The organism is Burkholderia oklahomensis C6786 (assembly GCF_000959365.1).
Lineage (GTDB): Bacteria > Pseudomonadota > Gammaproteobacteria > Burkholderiales > Burkholderiaceae > Burkholderia > Burkholderia oklahomensis.
Genome location: NZ_CP009556.1, coordinates 2,774,051 through 2,789,542, shown reverse-complemented (window position 1 = coordinate 2,789,542; position 15,492 = coordinate 2,774,051). Strand labels below are relative to the sequence as shown.

The 15,492-nt window shown below is 67.6% G+C and carries 13 protein-coding genes; 4 read left to right on the top strand and 9 right to left on the bottom strand.

The annotated features are described in order from the left end of the window. Window positions 1-1,074 (bottom strand): FUSC family protein, encoded by a 1,074-nt coding sequence (locus tag BG90_RS29980; RefSeq protein WP_010108160.1) that lies wholly within the window; start codon window positions 1,072-1,074, stop codon window positions 1-3. A gap of 513 nt (window positions 1,075-1,587) precedes the next feature. Further along, window positions 1,588-2,553 carry a GlxA family transcriptional regulator gene (locus BG90_RS29975; protein ID WP_010118062.1) on the bottom strand — a complete coding sequence of 322 codons (966 nt, stop codon included), beginning with the start codon at window positions 2,551-2,553 and terminating at the stop codon, window positions 1,588-1,590. A 147-nt stretch (window positions 2,554-2,700) separates the two neighbouring features. On the opposite strand from BG90_RS29975, the gene BG90_RS29970 reads away from it, so the two are divergent. Further along, on the top strand, window positions 2,701-3,399 hold the full coding sequence (locus BG90_RS29970) for a DJ-1/PfpI family protein (protein ID WP_045568513.1): 699 nt from the start codon (window positions 2,701-2,703) through the stop codon (window positions 3,397-3,399). A 451-nt stretch (window positions 3,400-3,850) separates the two neighbouring features. On the opposite strand, the gene BG90_RS29965 is transcribed toward BG90_RS29970, so the two are convergent. Genes BG90_RS29965 through BG90_RS29935 form a run of 7 tightly spaced genes read right to left on the bottom strand, consistent with a single transcriptional unit; the run spans window position 3,851 to window position 11,059 of the window. Next, window positions 3,851-4,918: a 2-aminoethylphosphonate aminotransferase gene (locus BG90_RS29965; RefSeq protein WP_010118064.1), complete on the bottom strand. Its 1,068-nt coding sequence runs from the start codon at window positions 4,916-4,918 to the stop codon at window positions 3,851-3,853. A 14-nt stretch (window positions 4,919-4,932) separates the two neighbouring features. Then, on the bottom strand, window positions 4,933-6,114 hold the full coding sequence (aepY, locus tag BG90_RS29960; protein WP_045568512.1) for a phosphonopyruvate decarboxylase: 1,182 nt from the start codon (window positions 6,112-6,114) through the stop codon (window positions 4,933-4,935). Continuing rightward, complete coding sequence (gene aepX / locus BG90_RS29955) at window positions 6,111-7,799, bottom strand: phosphoenolpyruvate mutase (RefSeq protein WP_010118070.1); 1,689 nt, start codon at window positions 7,797-7,799, stop codon at window positions 6,111-6,113. The genes aepY and aepX overlap by 4 nt, the downstream gene beginning before the upstream one ends. Beyond that, on the bottom strand, window positions 7,796-8,560 hold the full coding sequence (locus tag BG90_RS29950; protein ID WP_010118072.1) for a phosphocholine cytidylyltransferase family protein: 765 nt from the start codon (window positions 8,558-8,560) through the stop codon (window positions 7,796-7,798). The genes aepX and BG90_RS29950 overlap by 4 nt, the downstream gene beginning before the upstream one ends. 41 nt (window positions 8,561-8,601) lie before the next feature. Continuing rightward, a complete protein-coding gene (locus BG90_RS29945; protein ID WP_010108170.1) occupies window positions 8,602-9,603 on the bottom strand; it encodes an HpnL family protein in 1,002 nt (333 codons plus the stop codon). Next, a complete protein-coding gene (locus tag BG90_RS29940; protein ID WP_045568511.1) occupies window positions 9,600-10,373 on the bottom strand; it encodes a 2OG-Fe(II) oxygenase family protein in 774 nt (257 codons plus the stop codon). Before BG90_RS29940 ends, BG90_RS29945 begins: the two co-directional genes overlap by 4 nt. After that, the gene (locus BG90_RS29935) at window positions 10,370-11,059 is read right to left on the bottom strand and encodes a CDP-alcohol phosphatidyltransferase family protein (protein WP_010108175.1); all 690 of its coding nucleotides are present in this window, start codon (window positions 11,057-11,059) and stop codon (window positions 10,370-10,372) included. The genes BG90_RS29940 and BG90_RS29935 overlap by 4 nt, the downstream gene beginning before the upstream one ends. A 364-nt stretch (window positions 11,060-11,423) precedes the next feature. Here BG90_RS29935 and BG90_RS29930 point away from each other — a divergent pair, with 364 nt between their 5' ends. From BG90_RS29930 to BG90_RS29925, 3 genes are all read left to right on the top strand, one after another. After that, window positions 11,424-12,938, top strand: a complete 1,515-nt coding sequence (locus BG90_RS29930; protein WP_010108176.1) for an acetyl-CoA hydrolase/transferase family protein — start codon at window positions 11,424-11,426, stop codon at window positions 12,936-12,938. A gap of 188 nt (window positions 12,939-13,126) precedes the next feature. Then, window positions 13,127-13,624 (top strand): hypothetical protein, encoded by a 498-nt coding sequence (locus BG90_RS35955; RefSeq protein ID WP_124072386.1) that lies wholly within the window; start codon window positions 13,127-13,129, stop codon window positions 13,622-13,624. Window positions 13,625-14,518: 894 nt separating this feature from the next. Beyond that, the gene (locus tag BG90_RS29925; RefSeq protein WP_010118078.1) at window positions 14,519-15,463 is read left to right on the top strand and encodes a type VI secretion system protein TssA; all 945 of its coding nucleotides are present in this window, start codon (window positions 14,519-14,521) and stop codon (window positions 15,461-15,463) included. The last annotated feature ends 29 nt before the right edge of the window (window positions 15,464-15,492 follow it).

Sequence of the window (15,492 nt, the reverse complement as noted above, 5' to 3'; positions counted from 1 at the left end):
TCAGATGTTCCATTGCGTCGAGGTATCGTGCAGGCGCAGCCGCAACTGCTCGATTTCGCGCGACAGCTTCGCCGTCAGCGACACGTATCCGGACAGCTGCGCGGGCGGCACGTTCTCGCCGAACGGCGCGGCGGACCCGGCCAGCGGCCCGAGCCGGCTCAGCGTGCCGAACTTGAGCGCGCGGCCGGCGCCGACGAGCATCTCCTGAATCCGCCGGTTGCTCGCCTTCATCTGGATCTGGACGAGTCGCCTGCCGGCTTCGTCGTCGGCGCCGGGCTGCAGGCTCGACAGGATCTCGAGCGAGCTGATGCATAGCCGCAGACCGCGCTGGATCGCCTCGAGCTGCGGCATCGACATGGAAATCTCCTTCGATACCGACGGCATCAGCGAGCGAAGCTGGACGAGGAGCGTATTGAGCTTCGCCATGTCCTTCAGATGCTCGTTGTCGCTCACGTGGCGCTCGCCCGCGATTCGCGCATGGACGGCCGCGCAGCCGCGCAGCGCGTCGGCGAGCTTGTAGCGCCACGAGTAGGTCGCGTAAAGCGGCAGCGCGAACGAGAACGCCAGCGCGATCACGATGCCGTTCAGCACGTTCACCGCGCGCCAGAGGCCGTCGGCGATCTCGTTGTCGCCGTGGCCGGCGACGATCACCATCGTGATCGCGGACAATAGCGCGATGTAGCCGGCCTTGCCGATCGCGTGATACGCGCAGACGCCGCACGCGACGCTCATGACGAGAAACGTCAGCGGCGATAAATGCACGGTGGTCTGAAGCAGGATCAGCAGCAGGCCGGCAATCGCGCCGATCAGCGTGCCGAGCGCGCGCTCGGCGGCCTTCTTGCGGATGTTGCCGTGGTGCTGGAGGCCGCCGATCACGATCAGCACCGTGATCGTCGCCCATTCGCCGTGCGGAACGTGCAGGCCGGTCGTCAGTGCGATCGAGGCCAGCACGCTCAGCGCGACGCGCGCCGCGTGGATCAGTTTCGCGTGGCGGTAACGGCGGTAGGGATCGAGCACCGGGCGCAGCGCGTTGCGGGCGAAGCCGGGCAGGCGGGTTTGTAAGGTCGACGTCATGAAGCTGCGGAGTAGGCGGGAAGGCATGACCGCCATGCGCGACGCGCGAAGCGGCGGAGTCGATCGTTACGCTAACCTAAGCATGATGCGCTGTCCATCTCGGCGAAAACGCCGCGTGGCGATTCGCATGCATGATGCGGGCGTGGTGGGTTGCGCGAGGCGCGGCTCGTTGGGCGATGGTTGCCGGCGGATGCGCCGGCCGGCACGGCAGTGGAATATCGATTCGATGTCCGATCGATGCGCATTCGGCCGCGGCAGTTCGGCATGGCTCGGCGTGCTCGCTGCGTCGTCACCGGGCGATTGCGTCGCGCGGCATGTGGCGGCGCGATGCTGTGAAGCGCTTCGAGCGATGATGCCGCGCCGATGCGGCGGGTTGCGCAACGCGGCCGTCTCCGTCGCGACGCCGGGCGAGGTCGCGATCCGAAGGCGCGCTCGATGGACTGTCTGGCGGCGACGGCGACCGTTGTCGGTGTCGTGGAGGCGGATTCGTTCTCGCGCGCTGCATGCCGCGCGCTACGCGCCGCGAAACCGGTCGCGATAGTCGTGCAGCGACGTATCGAATGCGCGCGCGAAGCTGCGCCGCAGCGTCGCGACGCTGCCGAACCCGCAGCGCTGCGCGATCTGCTTGACTGGCAGCGCGGTTTCGCTAAGCAGGTTCCGCGCGGTCTCGACCCGGATGCGCTCGACCGCTTTCGCGGGCGTCGTGCCGAACGTGTTCCGGTAGTGGCGCACGAAGCTGCGCTCGCTCATGTTCACGCGGGCCGCGAGCGTCGGCACCGACAGGTCCGCGCTCAGGTGGCGCCGGATCCACGCATGGAGATCGGCGAACTGCCCGGACGCGCTCTGCAGCTCGATCGACGCGCTGAACTGCGCCTGGCTGCCGGGCCGCACGAGGAACACGACGAGATGGCGCGCGACCGCGAGCGCGAGCGTATGGCCGCAGTCGTTCGTCACGAGGCGCAGGCACAGGTCGATGCCGGCCGTGACGCCCGCGGACGTCCAGATCGGCCCGTCCTGCACGAAGATCGGCGCGCGCTCGACGCGCACCTGCGGATAGCGCCGCGCGAGTTCGTCGCAGCACTGCCAGTGCGTGACCGCGCGGCGGCCGTCGAGCAGCCCGCACGCGGCGAGCAGGAACGCGCCGCTGCAGATCGACACGACGCGCCTCGCCTGCCGCGCGTGCGCGCCGAGCCATGCGAGCGTGTTGGCGTCGCGCGCGGCCGCGTCGACGCCGATGCCGATGCCGCCCGCGACGATCACCGTGTCCGCCGGCGCGTCGACGGGCGGAAGCGGCCGCGTCGACAGCGACACGCCTGTCGACGTCGGCACGCTGCGCCTGCCGTGCGCGACGACGCGGATGTCGTACGGTTCGGCCGCGCCGGTTTCGCGTGCGAGTTCGTTGGCGCTCGACAGCACCTGCAGCGGACCCGACAGGTCCAGGAGATTCACGTCCGGAAAGACGAGGATGTAGACGATCATGCGCGCATCGGGGAAGCGTTGGCGGAAACTGCAACCAGTTTGGCACAACCGCCAACCGACCGCGCGCTAAGCTGGTTGTCGTGCGGGGCGCTGCGTTTCGTCCCGCTCAGCCTGCGTCTCATCCTCACTTTTCGAAAAGGACGACCCGTGTCCCCGACTGCACAACGACCTCTGAAAATCGGTTTTCTCCTCGCGCCCGGCGTCGCCGTGATGGATCTCTTCGGCGCGCACGCCGTGTTCGGCTTCGCGCCGCGGACCGAGCTGCACATGCTGTGGAAGACGCGCGATGCGATCTCCGCGCTGCCGCCGTTCCCGATCGCGGCGACGACGGCCTTTGCCGATTGTCCGGACGATCTCGATGCGCTCGTTGTCGGCGCGGTGCCGGCCGACGTGATCGCCGACGAAGAGGTGGTGGCGTTCGTGCGCCGGCACGCGAGCCGCGCGCGCTACGTGATCGGCATCTGCGGCGGCGTGCTGCTGCTCGGCGCGGCGGGCCTGCTCGACGGCCGCCGGGCGACGACCAATTTCCACGTGCTCGATGCGCTCGCGGATCTCGGCGCGCAGCCCGTCGACGGCGGCGAGGTCGTGATCGACGGCAATCTGTATACGGCCGGCCCGGCCACGGGCGGCTTCGAGGCCGCGCTGCTCGTGCTGGCCGAGTTGCGCGGCGTCGAGCAGGCGAAGCACGTCGAGCTGACGATCGAATATCATCCGCGCCCGCCGTTCGGCGTCGGCACGCCGGAACTGGCTGGTCCGGCGCTGGCGAACGAGGTGCTGGCCGCGCATGCGTGGTTCTTCGATCCGTGCAAGGACGCCGCGCGGGCGATGTACGGGCGCGGGCGCTGAACGCGGGCGAACGGGCGACGCGGCTCGATCCGGCGGCGCGCTGCCGGTTCCGTCGAATTCGTCGAATCCGTATCGATCGACGATGACGCGCGCGCATGATCCGAGCGGACGGCCGCCCGACTGATGCGGCGGACCATAGAGGGCGCGTCGCTGGGCTGTCGGATCCGAATCGACAGGCGATGATGCGCACGCATGCCCGGACGAAACGGGCGCACGCCGCGGCCCCGTTGCATCCGAATCGATCACAGATGACCCGCGAGTGCGCTCCGCGCCCGGTGCGATGAAAGCGGGAGGGGCGCGCTGTTCGCCCCGTCGAATCGACGGACGACGATGTGCACGCACGACCGAGATGGTCCGCCGCGCGACGGCATGATGAAGGAAGCGCGCGGGTGGGCGATCGAAGAAAAACGGCGCCGCGCTCGTGCGCGGCGCCGCTCGCGTCACGAGGACGTCAGCGCGCGAGCGCCGAGAAGCCGTCGAGCAGGCGTTCGACGTCCGCCGGCTCGATTGCGCCCATCGTCGACACGCGGAACAATTCACTCGACAGGCCGCCCTGGCCCGCGTAGATCACGAAGCCGCGCGCCTTGAGCCCGTCGTGCAGCCGCTCGTACGCGACGCCGGCGGGGAGCCGGTAAGCGCGCAGCACGACCGACGATTCGCCGTCCGGCAGCACGAGCGGCATCCCGCGCGCGGCGAGCCCGGCGCTCACCTGCTCGGCGAGCGCCGCGTAGCGCGCGTGGCGCGCGCGCCAGCCGCCTGCTTCGTCGAACTCGCGCAGCGCCTCGACGAGCGCGTAGTACGCATGCACCGACGGCGTGAACGGCGTGTTGCGCACGTCCTGCAGCTTCGCGAGCCGCCCGAGATCGAGGTAGTACGCGCGGCTCGCGGCCGACGCGAGCGCGCGGCGGCGCACGATCACGAACGCCGCGCCCGGCACGCCGTGCAGGCACTTGTTCGCGGTTGCGGCGACGGCGTCGATGTCGCCGCCCGCAAAATCGATCGCTTCCGCGCCGAAGCTGCTCACGCCGTCGACGAGCATCCGCACGCCGCGCGCGCGGCACACGGCGGCGAGCGCGTCGAGGCCGTTCAGGCGCCCCGTCGTCGTCTCGTGATGGATCACGGCGACGTGCGTGATCGCGCGATCGGCGTCGAGCTTCCCGGCGATGCGTTCGAGATCGGGCGCCTGCATCCAGTCGTGCTTCGACACGTCGTGCGCGATCCGGTATTGCGTCGCGATCTGCGTGATCCGCTCGCCGTACACGCCGTTCTCGATCACGAGCAGCTTGCCGTTTTCGGGGACGAGCGCGGCGATCATGCTCTCGACCGCGGCCGTGCCGGAGCCCGTCATCAGCACCGCGCTCCATTCGGCCGGATCGAGCGCGTAGGCGGCGACGAGCCGCGCGCGCGCCTCGTCCTGCAGATCGAAGAACTCGCTTTCGCGGTGGCACAGATCCGGCTGGAGGAGGCTGCGGCGCACGCGCTCCGTCAGCGTCACGGGACCGGGGTTCAGCAACAGCATCTTCGTACTCCTTGTCAGACTGGCGCCGCGCCGATGTGGCGCATCAGGCGCGCTTTCACGTCGACGGGCGTCACGGTCGGGCGAGGCAGGCCGTCGGGCGCGCCGGTGCGGATCGCGAGCCGCGCGAAGTGCGCGCCGCCTCGCTGCGCGGCCTGCTCGCCCGCGCGCGCGGCGTCGAGCGCGGCGTCGAGCACGCCGAGCTCGTCGCCTTCGACCGCGGACGCGTAGCCGCACGCGGCCGCGACGCCCGCGAACGACACGTGGTGCGACACGGTCGCCTGGCCGCCCGTCGATTCGTGCGCGCCGTTGTCGAGCAGCAGATGCACGAGGTTCGACGGCCCGTACGCGCCGAGCGTCGCGAACGCGCCCATCCGCATCAGCGCGGCGCCGTCGCCGTCGACCGCGACGACGGTCAGATCCGGCCGCGCGAGCGCGAGGCCGAGCGCGAGCGGCGTCACGCAGCCCATCGAGCCGACCATGTAAAGCTGGTTCGGGCGGTCGTCGAGCGCGTACAGCTCGCGGCCGCAGAAGCCCGTCGATGCGAGCACGACCGTCGAATCGACCGGCGTGCGCTCGACGATCCGCGCGAGCGCGTCGCGTCGCGCCGGCCAGTCGGCGGGCGCGGCGGCGCGCGGCGTCGAGCGCGCGGCGACGTGCGCGCGGCGCTCGGGCATCGCCGCGTGCTTCAGCGCGTACGGCGCGACGCTGCCTTTCTGCATCACGAGCGCGTACGGGCGGCCCGTCGCGTCCATGTGCGCGATCGCGCGGTCGAGCGCCGGGCCGATCGCGTCCGCGTCGGCCGGAAACGTCTCCCACGGGATTTCCATCGTATCGAGCATCGCCGGCGTGATCGGGCCCATCAGCGCGTGCTGCGGCTCGTCGGGCACGCCCGGCTGGCCGCGCCACGTGACGATCAGGAGCTGCGGCAGCCGGAACGTCCACGTGAGCGACGTGAGCGGGCTCACCGCGTTGCCGAGCCCCGAGTTCTGCATCATCGCGATCCCGCGCCGGCCGCCGAGCGTCGCGCCCGCGACGAGCGCGACCGCGTCGCCTTCGTTCGCGGCCGACACGTAATGGAGCGCCGGGTCCTGCAGCACGTAATTGATGAACGGCGTCAGATACGAGCACGGGACGCCGGCGTACCAGTCGAAGCCGCGCGTGCGCGCTGCCTCGACGAACTGGGCGGCTTCGATCATCTCGCGCCCCCGTTGGCCGTGTTCTGCTCCGCGTACGGCGTCTGGCCGTGCGCGAAGTCGCCCGCGCGGCGGAAGTCGTCGAGATCGTTGACGCCGCGCCAGTGGCCGTGCACGTATTGCACCTCGATCTTCTCGCCCGCGTCGACGAGCGCGTTCAGGAGCGCCGGCAGATCGAGCGAATCGAAATCGGCGCGGGCCTTCAGCGTGTCGAGCATCGCCTTCAGCCGCGCGATGCCCGCCCCGCGGACGTTAAGGAGACCGATCCAGCGGCCGTGCGGCTCACCTTCGCTCGCATCGCTCGACACGCTGCGCAGCAGGGCCTTCTGGCCGAACAGCCCGCGGTCGTCGGCGGCCGAGCACAACGCGAAGTCGCGCACGCTCTGGTTCGACGGCTGCGTCTGCGACGAATCGACGACGACGCTGAACTCGGCCTCGCTCTCGGCGAGATCGCGCAGGATGTAGCTGCGGAACAGCAGGTCGCCGTACGAGATCACGGTGTCGCCCGAGAGGCGCTCGGCCGCGCAGGCGAGCGACGCGAGCTCGCCCGTTTCCGCGTGCCGCTCGTTGACGACGAGCTTCACGCCGGACGTGTCGATCGCGTCCGCGCGATAGCCGCCGACGACCGTGATGTCGTTCACGCCCTGCTTCTTGAAGCCGTCGACGAGCCAGCGCAAGAGCGGCTTGCCGGCGATCGGCAGCATCACCTTCGGCTTGTCCTCGGTGACGGCCTCGAGCCCCGCGCCGCGGCTCGCCGCGAGCACGAGCGCGGCGTTCGACGCGCGCGACGACGACGACAGGTAGATCCGCTCGGCGGCCGAGTATTCGTCGGCATCCTGCAGGCGGAAGATCTCGTTGACGCTCGCGACGCGCTCCTCGACGTTGACGAGTGTCTCGCTGTCCTGAATTTCGCGGGCGACCGCCTGCATCGCGGACGCGGACGCGCGGATCAGATGGTTCGCCCAGATCACGGTGCTGATGCCGGCCTGGCGGAACACGTCGGTCGGCGTGCTGTAGTACTTGGTCGGCACGATGACGAGCGGCGCGCGGCCGCTCCATTCGCGCGCGAACCGCAGGATCTCGTCGGGCCGCGACAGCTTGCTGTGGATCAGGATCGCGTCCGCGCCCGCCTCGGCATACGCGTTCGCGCGGCGCAGCGCCTCGTCCATCCCCCAGCCGGCGATCAGCGCCTCGACGCGCGCGACGATCGAGAAATCCGGATCGCTCTGCGAATCCTTGCCGGCCTTGATCTTGCCGCAGAACTCGTCGATCTCGGCGAGCGGCTGGCGCTCGCCGTCGATGAAGCTGTTGGTCTTCGGGAACTGCTTGTCCTCGATGCACACGCCGGCGATGCCGCGCTGCTCGAGCTTCTTCACGAGGCGGCGCACGTTGTTGAAGTTGCCGTAGCCGGTGTCGCCGTCGAGCAGGATCGGCAGATCGCTCGCGTCGGCCATGAATTCGAGCACGTCGACGACCTGCGTCCAGCTCGCCTCGTTGTTGTCGCGCACACCGAATTGCGCGGAGATCGCGAGGCCCGACGCCCAGATCCCCTTGAAGCCCGCCTCGCGGACGATCCGCGCGGACAGGCCGTTGTGCGCCTCCATCAGGAATTCGAGCTCGCTGCTCGTGAGCATCCGTCGCAGCCGCGCGCTGCGCGATTCGGTGAAGTTCGGTTCGCGTGCATTCATCGGATGGCCCCTATCGTGCGTTGGATTTGTGGCAAGACCTCGTCGCGCGCTCGCGCGACGTCCCCCGGAAAATCGATTTCGATCCACGGCGCGCCCGTCACGTCCGCGATGTCGAACGTGCGGCCGCCTTTGAGCAGCAGGTCGCGCACCGCCTCCTCGTGCGGCATGTTCGCGCGGCCGCCGTCGACGTAGCCCGCGACGATCTCGGCAAGCCGCCGCGCGGTGCCTTCGCTGAAGCGGAAGAAGCCGACCGATTCGCCGATCGTGTCGTACTCGAGGCCCGCGGCGACCTGCTTGCGCAGCTCGACGGGCACGCCGTCCTTCACGCACAGCTTGACGGGCTCGTCGCCCGCCTCGAAATCGCGGTCGATCAGGAGGCGATCGACCGCGCGCGACGGATCCGCCACGAGCGCGTGGAGGATGCTGTCGTCGTAGAGCACGTCGGCGTCCATCAGCAGCACGTCGCCGCCGCGCGTGAGCGCGTCGGCGGCCGTGTGGACGGTCAGCACGCTGCCGAGGTCGTAGCGCGGGTTCAGCACGATCTCGGCCTGTCGGTTCAGGCGCGCGAGCTCGGCATCGACCTTCTCGGACTGGAAGCCGAGCGCGAGCACGATCTCGTCGACGCCGGCCGCGTCGAGCACGCGCAGGTGCCGCTCGAGGAGCGACGTGTCGTCGAAGCGCAGCAGGCACTTCGGGAATTGCGCCTCGGGAGGCAGTTGCAGGCGCAGGCCTAGGCCCGCCGCAAGAATGATGGCTCGCATGAGTTCTCCACGCAAAGGACGCCGACCGTCTCGTCGCCGGATCAGTCGGCGATCGGCTGCGGCGCGCGCCGCCGCTGCCAGTTTCTTTCACTGAAATGCAGATACAGGATGCCGGGCAGGCCGAGCGCGAGCTCGCGCGCGCGCTTCGCGAGCGACAGCGCGAGCGCCGCGTCGGGCGGCAGCCCGACGAGCGGCGCGAGCAGCAGATAGCCGCCTTCCTGCGCGCCGAGCGAGCCCGGGATCGCGAACGCCGCGCCGCGGATCGCCTGCCCGACGCTCTCGAGCAGCAGCGCGTCGAGCCAGCTCACCGGGTGGCCGAGGAAGCGCAGCGCGAGCCATACTTCCGCGGTGCCGACGATCCAGCCGATGAAGCTCAGCACGAACGTCGAGCGGACCTTCGCTCGCTCGCGGTACAGCCTGCCGACCGCATCGTCGATCGCGTCCGCGCGCGTCGCGAGCGACGACCAGTCGCGCGGGCCGAGCAGCCTCGACGCGGCGCGCAGGCCGCGTCCGAACAGGCCGCGGCGCTGCGCGAAATAGAAGAGCGCGGCGCAGCCGCCCAGCACCGCGGTCGCGACGAGCGCCGGCGTGCGCAGATGCGCGGCGGCTTCGTGCGTCGCGTACGCGCTGAATGCCGCGATGCCGACGAGCGCGAACACCATCTGCGCGAGCGCCTGCATCGTCGTGCTGACCGTGATCGCGGCCGCCGCGTCCGCGAGGCGCGTGCCGCGCTGCGCGAGATAGCGGACCATCAGCACTGGCCCGCCGATTTGCCCGGCGGGCAGCAGGCTGTTCACCGATTCGCCGACCCAGCGCGCGCGCAGCGCGTCGCCGAGCGCGCTGCCGGGCTCGCCGCTGCGGAACATCACCGCGATCGCGGTCGCGTCGATGACGAGCGGCACCAGATGGAACGCCGCGACGAGCGCGAGCCCCCAGCCGGCCGCGAACAGCGTCGCCGCGACCGCGCCGAAGCCCTGCCACGCGAGGAGGGCGACGAACGCCGCTGTCCCGAGCGACAGCAGGATCATGCCGGTGCGTGTCATGAGCGCGACGGGCGGCGCGTCGCCGTTTGCTTGAATACCTGACGGAAGCCGAAGTACGCGATCGCGTCCTTCATGTTCGACACGAAGCGCTTCCACGGCCGCATGCCGGGGTTGGTCACGTACTCGAACGTCAGCGATACGCGAATCTCGTTCTCGCCGAGCGGCGTCACGCGGTGGCGCAGCTTGTCGCCGTCGAAGAACACGATGCCGCCGTGCGCGATCTGCACCGAGCCCGGCGCGTCGGGCACGTCCGGGTTGCGCGTGTGCAGCTCGTAGTCGAGCCGGGACGACGAATCGTCGATCACGCCGAAGAGCAGCGTGTAGCGGCGGCCGTCGTAGTACGACGTGTCGTAGTGCCAACCGATGTGATCGCCCGGCTTCGTGTAGTAGTACAGCGCGTACGCGTGCGGATCGTCATCCGGCGACGGCAGCAGCTTGTCGCCCGTCAGCGCCTCGAGAAAGCCGACGAGCGCCTTCGAGCGGTACAGCTCGGCGATGAACGGCGCCTTCGCGTCGATCGTATGGCGGCTCACGCTGCCGCCTTGCTTGTGGCCCGGCAGGTAGTTGCGGTTGATGTCGGACTGCAGCGCGCGGGCGCAGTCGGCGAGGCGGCCGGCGAGATCCTTCGGCAGGAACTCGTCCAGATAGAGAAACGCGTCCTGGCGCGCGAACTCGCCGCGCAGGCGCGCGGCGTCGAGCGCGCCGACGCGCGCGGCGACGGCTTCGTCGAGCGTGCCGCGCGCCGCGCGAGCTTCGGAGTCCGTGATCATTTGGTCGGTTGGATTTCGGTTGGATGGGGCGCGCGGGACGCGCCGCCGCGGCGCACGATGCGCCAGTAGTCGATCACGACCCACGCCGCGAAGAGCGGCGCGCCGATCGCCGCCGCGAGGAGGAACGGCTCGACGCCGTCGAGCAGCGTGACGACGGGCAGCAGATACAGCACGTCCTCGGTCTCGAAGCCGCCGATGAACGCCTGCTTCGTGCCCGCCTTGCCGGCGAACGACTCGATCCGCATCCGCAGGAAGAAGATCAGCGCGACGGCCGCGCCCGCGACGGCGCCGAGCAGCACGGGCGGCGCGGCCATCTGGCCCCCCGCCGCGACGACGCCGGCGCCCATGCTGACGAAGAGGGCGACCGTGACGAGCGCGTCGCTCGCGAGGTCGTAGAAGTGGCCGAGCTTGCTCGACTGGCCGCTGATCCGCGCGAGCTCGCCGTCGGTATGGTCGACGAAATTGGACAGCACGATCAGGAACGCACCGGCGTTGATCCAGCCGAAGCCGGGTTGCGCGAGGCACCAGGCGCCGGCAAGGCCGATCAGAAGACGCAGCGTGGTGAGGTGGTTGGGCGTGACCGGCGTGCCGACGAGCGGCGTGACGAGCCGGCGCGCGAGCCGCGCATCCCAGGTGCGGGGCGGCGGGCTCGCAACACGGTCGGCGGTGGATTTTCTTTGGTCCATCGGCGAAATATATACGGATTTGTAATTTATTGCTTTTTCGTGACTGAGACGCTCGATTGCACGTTCGCGAAAGGCGGGTGTAAGGTTTGGTCCTTGCCGGGAGCGAGGCGCCGGGTCGTCGCGATCGTCGCCTGCTTCGCGGCGCGCGTGTCGCCCGGATTTGATTTCGGGCAAATATCCAGCAAATCCGGCAAGTTACTTTTGCATCGGATGGACACTATGCCGCGGTGCGGTCTGCGATACTCCGGCCGTGCTTCCACTGCCGGCCCGCAATCGCCGTCCGCGCCGGAAGCGCGCGCCACTCCGGAGACACCCCCTGCGGCGCCGCGTCGCCAGATCTAATACAACCGTTCGACATTCAGCCATGCCAACCTCTCGTATCCTCGCACCCAGTCTGCGCCCCCTCGTCCGCACCGCCGACGAGGCCGCCGCACTGATCGGCCCGAACATGACCGTCGCGATGAGCGGCTTCACTGGCTCCGGGTATCCGAAAGCCGTGCCGGCCGCGCTCGCCGCGCGGATCGCCGCCTCGCACGCGCGCGGCGAAGACTTCCGCATCAACGTGCTGACGGGCGCGTCGACCGCGCCCGAGCTCGACGGCGCGCTCGCGAAGGCGAACGGCATCTCGATGCGCCTGCCGTACCAGTCCGATCCGACGCTGCGCGACAAGATCAACGCGGGCGAGCTCGACTATCAGGACATCCACCTGAGCCACGTCGCGCAGTACGCGTGGTTCGGCCTGTTCGGCGAGCTGGACGTCGCGATCGTCGAAGTCGCGGGCATCCGCGAGGACGGCCGCCTGATTCCGTCGGCGTCGATCGGCAACAACAAGACCTGGCTCGACCAGGCGAAGCGCGTGATCCTCGAAGTGAATTCGCGCCAGCCGCTCGGCCTCGACGGGATGCACGACATCTATTACGGCACCGCGCTGCCGCCGGACCGCAAGCCGATTCCGCTCGTGAAGAGCGACGACCGGATCGGCGAGCCGTATCTGCGCTGCCCGGCCGAGAAGATCGTCGCGATCGTCGAGACCGACGCGCCCGACCGCAGCAACGCGTTCGCGGCGCCGGACGAGACGTCGAAGCAGATCGCCGGACTCCTGATCGATTTCCTGCGCCACGAGATCAGGCGCGGCCGCCTGCCCGAAAACCTGCTGCCGCTGCAGTCGGGCGTCGGCAACATCACGAACGCGGTGCTCGCCGGCCTCGGAGAAGGCGGCTTCTCGAACCTGACCGCGTATACCGAAGTGATCCAGGACGGCATGCTCGACCTGCTCGCGAACGGCACGCTGAGCTTCGCGTCGGCGACCGCGCTGTCGCTGAGCCCGGATGCGGTGAAGCGCTTCGCCGACGAGATCGACACGTTCCGCACGAAGATCGTGCTGCGTCCGCAGGAGATCAGCAACCATCCGGAGCTGGTGCGGCGTCTCGGCATCGTCGCGATGAACGGGATGATCGAAGCCGACATCTACGGCAACGTCAACTCGACGCATGTGATGGGCACGAAGATCCAGAACGGGATCGGCGGCTCCGGCGACTTCGCGCGCAACGGCTATCTGTCGTGCTTCATGTCGGCGAGCACCGCGAAGGGCGGGGCGATCTCTCGGATCGTGCCGATGGCGAGCCACGTCGACCATACCGAGCATGACGTCGCGATCGTCGTGACCGAGCAGGGGCTCGCGGATCTGCGCGGGCTGTCGCCGAAGCAGCGCGCACGCAAGGTCATCGCGAACTGCGCGCATCCCGACTACCGCCCGATGCTCGAGGATTACTTCGAGCGTGCGAGTCGCGAGAGCTTCGGCAAGCAGACGCCGCATCTGCTCGGCGAAGCGCTGTCGTGGCACGAGCGCTATGTGAGAACCGGATCGATGAAGGCCTGACGGTCGGGCTTCCGACGGCTCGGGCGGGCGGCGGCTTCCGTTCCGTTCGGGCCGACCGGAGAAACGGCGCGGCACCGGATGGTGGCCGCGCCGTTTTGTTTTGGCGGCGCCGTATGCGGAGCTCTGACGAAGGTCGGCGTTGCGGTGCGGTGGGCGTGTCAAGTTGGGCGCGGACGCGCGAGCGCTTGTTGAACATGTACGCTAGTCCGGAAAGGCGGGCTGCATCGCTTGCGTCGTCTGTCGCGTCGGCGCGCGAGCGAATCGTCATCGAAATGTTCGATCTGGTCGGTTCGGCGTTTCGACAGGGCGGCCGCATGCGACATCGCCCGCACGACACGTTCGCACCGGCTATCGCTCTCATGAACTTATATATCAGTACGACAGGCGCGGCGCGTTATTCGGCCAGGTGCGCGCACTCCGGAGGATGTCTTCGGTCTCACCGGGAAACCGCCGGCACGCGATCTCCTCTAAAACAGTTCGTCATCCTACTGAGCGGCGCGGCTGTCAGCCTTGCCGTATCGATCGGCGCTGCCCGGACAGAGCGGGCGAGCTTCAAGCCTTTCGACGGCACCCTGCGCGGCATGGGCTGGTCTTCGAGATTTCGGCGCTATCGCATTGATATTGATTGTTTGACGGATATGCGGTCTATCCGGCAAAAAGGTTGTCTCCTGCGCAGTTTAAATTGAGCTTGATATAACAAAGATGTTTCACCCGGCGTCTTTGCGTGTACTCGCGCCGCGCATATGCCGGATCGGCTTCGAGGCAAGTGGGGCGGGTATTTTCAGCCGTCTTGCAATTCCGGTGCGATGCGTTTATCTTGGATAAACAGGCCTCGCAAACGATTGCGAATACATATTAAGTAGTCTCAGAAAACAGGCCTGAATGTATGAAGTAGTGATTGAGTAAATCGACGAGCGGACTGACGAATGTCGCTCAGTAGGACCGTTCAAGATAAAAATCTCCGCCCCGCTCGATACTCGCTCCGGTCTGGAGGCAATCCTCTTATTTCAATTTCATTGAATCAAACTTACAGTCCCGTTTGTAAGAAAAAATTATTTCCGCTTGCCAAATTTATGAGCGTTCTATAAGTTTACAGCGTAGACTGTAACGATATGAATGATTGTCACGCCGTTGTCGCCGAGGGCTTTTAAGGTGTGACGCTTCAGATTAAACCCGGTGCTTGGATGATATTTCCGGCGCGATCGCGGCGGCGTATTGATTTATGTGTGCGCCGTATATGATTTAACGGAAGCGCATCTTACCGATTGTCTATGCAGAGAGCCGGCGCTTGCCGGCCTGCAGGGATCGGGCTGGGCGGAAGGGGCGGGTTGATATCGCTGAGAAAAAATCCAGCGACGTAAACGGTTTCCATGGAAAATTTTCCTGGAGGCCGCGGGCGTTCGTTTGCCTTTTTCCGGCGCGCATTCATCTCATTCCCCAAGACGCTCCGGCAGATAGTAAGCACCGGGTTATGTGGTCGTTAATACATTCGAAGAAATAAGTTCGGGTACTTTGACAAAACGCAAGCTAATCTGGTTTTGCGAAGATAGTTCCCGTTGCCTGTGATTTGTGGATAGACCATGAACGACGATGCACAACCGGGCCACTCGCCGGATTTACTGGATTTCGACGAAGATTTTATCAAAATCGACGCGGCCATCTGCGAATACGATTCCGTCGGCTACGCGCCCCAACGAAAAGGTGAGAGCGCATTCCAGTGGGCTTCGGTCGAAACCGCATGTCTCGCCTTATTGAAAAAGGCGAAAGACGTCCGGGTCGCCATTTGGCATCTGCGCGCGTGCATCGCGCGGCGCGGATTGACCGGGCTGGCCGACGGCGTTCGATTGCTGGCCGATCTGATGAGCGCGCCCGTCGAGGAATTGCATCCTCGCGCGCTGCCTGACGAATCGCCCGGCGAAACGCTTTCGATTCATCTCGGCTGGATTTCGGGACCGCAGTTCCTGCATCAGCTCGGCAGTTCGCGATTCGAAGATCGCGACGCGACGCTCAACGACCTGATCGGCGGGCGCGCGGCCTCGATCGTGGAGGATCGCGACTATCGCATTAGAGCGAACACTCTTGTACATGACATTAAGGATTCCTTATCGAGAATCAGGGAATCGATCGCTGCAATAGAGCAAGAGCTCAACGTTTCGCGCGCGCTGGATTTGTTGAGCGTGGCGGCGTCGCGGCTCACGCAGCCGGAAGCGGGAAGTGCGGGAAGCGCAAACGCCGCCGTCACGGAGCCGGCAGTCGCTGCGGTGCCGGGCGTGCCGGCGCAGGATGCTCCGTCACCCGCTGCGGGCCCGGGCGGCGCGCTGAGGTCGAGGCAGGAAGTCGGTGTGGCGCTCGAGCGGATCGTCGAGTATTTCCGCGCGCACGAGCCGAGTCATCCGGCGCCGATCTTCCTGTCGCGGATTCAACGAATGCTGGGGGCGGGTTTCGAGGAAGTGATGGCGGAGCTCTATCCCGAGGCGGCATCTCTCGTGGCCCAGCTGAATCGGCCGCAGAGCTCTATCAAGTAACGTGAACAACTTCGTGTAGAGGGTTTGCT